The sequence below is a fragment of the Kitasatospora sp. NPDC041988 genome (genome assembly GCF_055588525.1).
This window is the reverse complement of the sequence record NZ_JBVJCO010000023.1, coordinates 138,867-145,463: the sequence shown is the minus strand read 5'-3', so window position 1 is coordinate 145,463 and position 6,597 is coordinate 138,867. Positions and strand designations below refer to the sequence as shown.

Genomic DNA, 6,597 nt, shown 5'->3' with positions numbered 1-6,597 from the left:
GTGGTGGCCGTTCCGGTGGCTTCGGTGACCGTGACAACCGCGGCGGTGGCTTCAACCGTGACCGTGACGACCGCGGTGGCCGCTCCGGTGGCTTCGGCGACCGTCCGGCCCGCTCCTTCGGCGACCGTCCGGCCTTCGGCCGTGACCGCGACGAGCGCGGCGGCAGCAGCAGCCGTCCGTTCTCCCGCCGTGACGACCACCGCTCCGGTGGCCGCCCGCAGGCCTCCGGTGGCTTCAACCGTGACCGTGACGACCGTGGCGGCCGCTCCGGTGGCTTCAACTCCGGTGGCTTCAACCGTGACGACCGCAAGCCGCGTTGGAAGAACTGACACCGCCTGATGCCGGTTGACACCGGCTGACCTCGGTTCGGCGGGCCCGCTCCACTTCGGTGGGGCGGGCCCGTTGTCGTTCTCGCGCGGCCTGTTGTTCTGCTGGTGAGAATAACCTGTGGCGCGCGGGCGGCCCGGTCCCGTACGGTCGCGGACATGAGCAGCAGACTGCATCACGTAGCGGCGGTGAACGAGGAGATCGTCGAGCGGGGGAGCTACCGGGCGGCCGGGGGCGAGCTCGTACAGGTGTCGGAGCGACTGGCCGTGGCCAGGGAGGGGACGGTGTCGTACACGCCGGAGGCGCTGGACGCGCTGGTGCGGGCCGGCGCGCCCGGGCCGGGGCCGGGCACCGGCGCGATCGAGGTGACGGCCGAGGGCAGCATCGAGGCGGCCCGGCGGCTGGTCGGGGCCGGGGGCGGCCGGGTGGGGGTGCTCAACTTCGCCTCCGCGCGGAACCCGGGCGGCGGCTACCTGCGCGGCGCCCGCGCCCAGGAGGAGGACCTCTGCCGCAGCGCCCTGCTGTACACCTGCCTGCTGGAGGCGCCGGACTACTACGAGGCGCACCGCGCCTCCGGCGACCTGCGGTACAGCCACCGGGTGATCGTCTCGCCCGACGTGCCGGTGATCCGCGGCGCGCAGGGGGAGCTGCTGGCGCAGCCCTACCCGGTGACGTTCCTGACCGCGCCGGCGCCCAACGCGGGCCAGCTGGACCGGCGTTCGGCCGGCACGGACGTCCGGGGCGTGCTCGCCGAGCGGGCCGTCCGGGTGCTCGCGGCGGCGGCCCGGCACGAGATACGCACGCTGGTGCTGGGGGCGTGGGGCTGCGGGGTGTTCCGCAACGACCCGGCCCAGGTGGCCGAGGCGTTCGACGGGGCGCTGGCGCGGTACGGCGCGGCCTTCGAGCGGGTGGTGTTCGCGGTCTGGGACCGCACGCCCGTCTCGGCGAACCGGGCCGCCTTCGAGGCGCGGTTCGGCGCGGCCGTCGGCTGACGGTAGCCGCAGACGGCCGCTCCTCCTGGGGGCGGCGGTGCGGTCGCGCCGGGCCTTGCGCGCCGCGGGCCCCCTCGCGCGTCGCCGGTCCGTTGGCGCGCCGCCGGCTCGCGCCTGGCGTCAGCCTTGCGCGCCATCAGCCTTGCGCGCCGTCAGTTCTTGCTCGACGCCCGGGCGGTCGCGGCGGTCGAGGCGGCGGCGACCACCCCGGTGACGGCGAAGACGGACGGCCAGGCGCCGATCTTCTTCGCCAGCGGGTGCGAGCCGCCGAACGCCGCCACGTACAGGCCGGTCAGCGCGGCCGCGGTGGCCGTGCCCGAGCTGCGGTGCCACTGCGCGGCCGCGCCGGCCCCGGCCACGGCCAGCACCGCGCCGCCCAGCTCGCGCCGGCCGGTCCAGCGGGCGACGCCGTAGCCGCCGAGCAGGCCGCCCGCCGCGGTGAGCGCGGCGGGCGCCGCGGCCGAGAGCACGTTCGGGATCGTCGCCATCGTCGACTCCACTCTGCAGACTTCTCGGACTCCGTGGGGCCTCGCTGAACTCCACGGACTCCCTGGATTCCTCGGACCTCCCGACCATAACCCGGCCGCCGAACGGCCCGCCGGGGGGTCCGGCGGGCGGTGCGTCGTGCGCGCGGCGGGAATTGTCAGACAAGCTTTAGCGGAACGCCTCCTCGAAGGGGTGCGCCGCGGCCGCCCGCGAGAGGTGGTCCGCGGCCTCGGCCGCAGTGAGCACCCGCTCCAGCCGGAGGTCCCCCGGGACCTGCTGGACGAACCGGCCGGCCGCCCAGCTCCGCTCGTACAGCTGCGGGTCCAGCACGAGGGTGCGGACGCCGTCCACCACCGGGATGTCGCTGGGCGTGCCCTCGTTCCAGATCCACGAGCCGTCCGGCGCGACCAGGTTGAACACGCCCAGCGCGGTGACCCGGCGGCGGCCGTCCACCTCCTCGGTCCGGCTGAGCGCGACCACCTCCGGGTCCGGGCCGGTGCCCGGCAGGTGCCCGCCGCCGATCAGCAGGTCGGCGAGGAGCGTGTGCAACTGGAAGTTGTCGGTCAGGCCGTCCATCCGGACCAGGTAGCCGGTGCCGGTCGGGCGGTCCAGCACCAGAAGCGGCTCGTCGTCGAACGTCTTCATCAGGTACAGCAGGCCCTTGAGGTCGTGCTGCGCCTCGCCGTACCGCTCGATCAGCTCGACCAGCACGTCCGTCACGCCGGAGACCCGGGCCGAGGTGCGGACGGCGGCGTGCGTGTACACCGCGAACGAGGCCATCTGCCACAGGTGCAGCGTCCACCAGCCGATGACCGCCTGGTGGGCGGGCCAGGCGTCCGGGTCCTCCGGGTCCGCGATCCGGGCGTGCGCCTGCCCCGGGTCGTCCTCGTCCGGATCGGGCAGCTCGCCGCCGCCCGTCTCCTTCCAGCGCTCGATCAGCAGCAGCGCCCCGCTCAGCGCCCCGCGCAGGCCGGCCAGCACCTGCCCGGCGCAGGCCACCGGATCGGCGCCGCGCTCCACACAGGCGCCCACCATCATCGCCAGGTGGGCCCGCTGGAACGGTGGGAAGTCCGGCAACAGGGCGGCCAGGCGCGGGCCGACCGCCGCGGACTCGTGCGCTCCGGCCGGTCCGAGCAACCCGCCCACCAGGCGGAACGCGGCGTCGGTGCGCTCGATGTCGGCGGCCTCGACTGCCGCCTCCAACTCGGTGATCGCGCCGACGAGGGTCGGCGGCTGACGGTCTGACGGATCCGCGGACCCGCCGTGCGAGGGAATTCGGTCGGACACCATTCGCCGCAGCATAGGCGCCCGCCCTGACGGAGCGTCCGGCCGGGGTGCGGCGGGCGGGCCGTACGGGCCGGATGCAGCGGGGAAGCGGGCGGGTTTGCGGCCGGCCGGCAGGCGCCTTCGGCGTCCGAGTGCCGGAAAACGCCCGCACGGGCCGGCCAATGTCCCGCATACTCGCGCGGGTGACCGTCACCCGTGCCCTGCCGGCCCCTTCCGTGGCCGCGGTGGAACCCGCTCTGCGGGCGTCCGCGCTCGAACTCTTCCTCGACCTCGTCTTCGTCTTCACCGTCACCCAGCTCACCGGGAGCCTGGCCCACCACCTCACCGCCGGGGGGCTCGCCCAGGTGGTGGTGATGCTGGCGGTCATCTGGTGGATGTACGACGCGTTCATCTGGCTGACCAACGCGATGCCGCCCAGCAGCCACGGCCGCCGCGGTCTGCTGCTGCTCGCCATGGCCGGCTTCCTGGTGATCTCGCTCTCCGTCCCGCACGCCTTCGAGGGCAGCGGCGTCGTCTTCGGCTGGGCGTACCTGCTGGTGGTCGCCGTGCACACCGGCATGTTCGCCGTCTCCGGCGTGGCGCTCGGCCCGGTGCTGCGGATGGGCGGGCTCAACCTGGTGAACACCGCCCTGGTGGTGGCCGGCGGCTACCTCACCGGCACCGCCCAACTCGCCTTCTGGGCGGGTGCCTTCGCCCTGCAGTTCGCGATACCCCGGCTGGTCGACCTGCCGCAGTTCCAGCTCCGCTCCGACCACTTCGTCGAACGCCACGGGCTGATCGTGATCATCGCGTTCGGCGAGTCGGTGATCGCCATCGGCGTCGGCGCCGGCACCGCCGACCTCAGCGCCGCCCTGATCGCCGTGGCCGTGCTCAGCCTCATGGTCTGCGTGGGCCTCTGGTGGGCGTACTTCGGCCACGACGACGACGCCCGCGCCGAACACCACATGGCCGCGCTCCCCTCGGACCGCCGCAACCGGCTGGCGGTCAGCGTCTACAACCTCGGCCACTACGGCCTGCTGCTCGGTGTCCTGCTCTTCGCCGCCGGCGTGAAGTCCGCCGTCGCCCACCCGGACGCGCCGATCACCGCCGGCCAGGCCGCCGCGCTGGCCGGCGGCGTCGCGCTCTTCCTCGCCGTCAACACCGCTGTCCGCCGCACCTTCGCGCTCACCCCGAACCTGCCCCGGCTCGCCGCGGCCGTCCTGCTGGTGGCGGTGGTCCCGCTGGGCACCGGTGTCTCCGCACTGGCCGAGGTGGCGGCGACGGCGGGCGTGCTGGGCGCGGCCTTCGGGTACGAGGCCGTGCGGGCCGCCCGGACTGCCCAGGTCACGACGACCGGGAGGCCTGTCGGCCCCCGGTGAGAGACTCGAACCGTGACTGACCACGTGATCACGGGCGGCCTCTACCGGGTGCGCAACGTCGGCAGCGGCCTGCTGCTGGAGGTCGCCGACGGGAGCCGCCGCAGCGGCGCCAAGGTCCGGCTGGGCGCGGAGGACGGCTCGGACGCCCAGCTCTGGCGCCTCACCGCCGTCCACCCCGGCGGCGCCCTCTACCACTTCGAGAACGCCGGCAGCGGCAAACGCCTCGACGTCACCGGCGCCTCCCCCGACGACGGCGTGCCGATCCAGCAGTGGTCCGCCAACGCCTTCGGCGCCCAGGAATGGCTCCTCGAACACCACCTCGACGCCCCCGGCACCTACACCCTCACCAGCTTCATCAGCGGCAAGCCCCTCACCGCCACCACCGCCGGCAACCCGGTCGAACAGCGCGAGGACGTCGACTCCCCGACGCAGTGGTGGCACCTGGAACGGCAGGAGTAGGGCGGGGCCGCCCCCCGGTGTCCGGTCTCAGGCGGAGAGGTTGGTGTGGAGGGCGGTGAGGTCGGCTTCGGTGGTGCCGTGGGCTTGGAGGTAGGCCGGGACGGAGCCGTGGTGGGTGCGGATCCAGGCGAGGGAGGAGGCGAGGAGCGGCGCGGAGATGGGGCGGGAGATGCGCTCGGTGCCGGTCTCGTCGAGATAGGGGGTGGGGCCGTCGAGGAGGCCGAGGCCGGCGTTGGAGAGCAGGAAGTCGGCGGTGATGTCGGCGTCGGAGGCGCCCAGGAGGGACTGGACGACGGCGATGGTCAGGCCGGTGCGGTCCTTGCCGACGGCACAGTGGACGACGGCCGGGACGCCGCCGGCGGCGCCGAGCCGGCGGATGGCGGCGACCAGGGACGGGCCTGCGGTCTCGGCCATGAAGGGGTAGAGCTCGGCCTGGCCCTCCGGCCACGGGCGGTCGGTGTTCTCGCGGTTGGCCGGGAGGGTGGGGAGGTTGACCGCCTCGTGGTCGAGGCCGTGCCGCAGGTCGGGCCAGACCTCCAGCTCGAAGGGGCTGCGCAGGTCGATCACCAGGCGCAGACCGAGCGCCTTGAGGCGCTGGGCGCCCTCCGGGGCGAGGGTGTGGAAGGACCCGGAGCGGTAGAGCACCCCCTTGCGCAGGGTGCCGACGCCGCCGGCGTCGCGGAAGTTGCGCACACCGGGGATGTCGAGGAAGGCGGACGGCAGGTCGGGTTCACGGTCCGGCAGGTCGTCGGTCATGGGCTCCACCGTACGGACAAACGGTCTTCCGGGGGAAGGAATCGGACCACTGGCGGGAGGAAGGCGACCGGGTTCAGCGACCGCCGGCGACGTCGAGGAACGCGCCCGTCATGTACGAGGAGGCCGGTGAGAGCAGGAAGAGGATCGACTCGGCGACCTCCTCCGGCTGCCCGCCGCGCCGCATCGGCAGGTCGGGGGCGACCCGGTCGACCCGGCCGGGCTCGCCGCCCAGGGCGTGGATGTCGGTGTGGACCAGTCCCGGGCGGACGGCGTTGACCCGGATGCCCTCGGCGGCGACCTCCAGGGCCAGCCCGCGGGTCATCGAGTCGACGGCGCCCTTGGCGGCCGCGTAGTCCACGTACTCGTTCGGCGAGCCGAGCCGGGAGGCGGCGGAGGAGACGTTGACGATCGCGCCGCCCGCCCCGCCGTGCCGGGTGGACATCCGGCGGACGGCCTGGGCGGCGCAGAGGAAGGCGGAGGTGATGTTGGAGGCCCAGATCCGGTTCAGCCGGTCCTCGTCGATCTCCTCCAGCCGGCACTGCCGCTCCAGCGTGCCCGCGTTGTTCACCAGGGCGGTGAGCGGGCCGAGTTCGGCGTCGACGGTGGCGAACAGCCGTTCCACCTCGGCGGTTCGGGTGACGTCCGCGCGGACGGCGACGGCCGTGCCGCCCTCGCCCCGGATCGCCGCGACCACGGCGGCCGCCGCGGCCTCGTCGGCCCGGTAGTTGACGCAGACCCGGTAGCCGCGCCGGCCGGCGAGCAGCGCGGTGGCGGCGCCGATCCCGCGGCCGGCGCCGGTGATCAGGACGACTTCGTTGCGGGCGGGGCCAGTTGAGTCGGTCATGGTCCGAACGGTATCCCCTGGGCCGGTCGCGTCAGCGTCCGGACGGCTGCGTCATCGGCCGGAGGCCGCCGCCCCGGCCGGAATTCGC

7 protein-coding genes and 1 pseudogene are annotated in these 6,597 nt (G+C 74.5%); 4 read left to right on the top strand and 4 right to left on the bottom strand.

The window, feature by feature from the left end; all coding sequences use genetic code 11:
- Window positions 1-329 (top strand): annotated as a pseudogene (locus ACZ6NC_RS23190) (DEAD/DEAH box helicase); the annotation flags it as partial.
- A gap of 156 nt (window positions 330-485) precedes the next feature.
- A complete protein-coding gene (locus ACZ6NC_RS23185) occupies window positions 486-1,319 on the top strand; it encodes a TIGR02452 family protein (RefSeq protein ID WP_465735653.1) in 834 nt (277 codons plus the stop codon).
- A 152-nt stretch (window positions 1,320-1,471) separates the two neighbouring features.
- On the opposite strand, the gene ACZ6NC_RS23180 is transcribed toward ACZ6NC_RS23185, so the two are convergent.
- Window positions 1,472-1,807 carry a hypothetical protein gene (locus ACZ6NC_RS23180; RefSeq protein WP_465735651.1) on the bottom strand — a complete coding sequence of 112 codons (336 nt, stop codon included), beginning with the start codon at window positions 1,805-1,807 and terminating at the stop codon, window positions 1,472-1,474.
- Window positions 1,808-1,973: 166 nt separating this feature from the next.
- Complete coding sequence (locus ACZ6NC_RS23175) at window positions 1,974-3,095, bottom strand: hypothetical protein (RefSeq protein ID WP_465735649.1); 1,122 nt, start codon at window positions 3,093-3,095, stop codon at window positions 1,974-1,976.
- 179 nt (window positions 3,096-3,274) lie between these two features.
- Here ACZ6NC_RS23175 and ACZ6NC_RS23170 point away from each other — a divergent pair, with 179 nt between their 5' ends.
- Complete coding sequence (locus ACZ6NC_RS23170; protein WP_465735647.1) at window positions 3,275-4,450, top strand: low temperature requirement protein A; 1,176 nt, start codon at window positions 3,275-3,277, stop codon at window positions 4,448-4,450.
- Window positions 4,451-4,462: 12 nt separating this feature from the next.
- Window positions 4,463-4,909, top strand: a complete 447-nt coding sequence (locus tag ACZ6NC_RS23165; RefSeq protein ID WP_465735645.1) for an RICIN domain-containing protein — start codon at window positions 4,463-4,465, stop codon at window positions 4,907-4,909.
- Window positions 4,910-4,936: 27 nt separating this feature from the next.
- Here the strand turns inward: ACZ6NC_RS23165 and ACZ6NC_RS23160 are convergent, their stop codons facing one another.
- Both ACZ6NC_RS23160 and ACZ6NC_RS23155 read right to left on the bottom strand, forming a co-directional pair.
- The gene (locus tag ACZ6NC_RS23160; protein WP_465735643.1) at window positions 4,937-5,665 is read right to left on the bottom strand and encodes a tyrosine-protein phosphatase; all 729 of its coding nucleotides are present in this window, start codon (window positions 5,663-5,665) and stop codon (window positions 4,937-4,939) included.
- Between the two features lie 73 nt (window positions 5,666-5,738).
- Complete coding sequence (locus tag ACZ6NC_RS23155) at window positions 5,739-6,509, bottom strand: SDR family oxidoreductase (protein WP_465735641.1); 771 nt, start codon at window positions 6,507-6,509, stop codon at window positions 5,739-5,741.
- Window positions 6,510-6,597 lie beyond the last annotated feature (88 nt).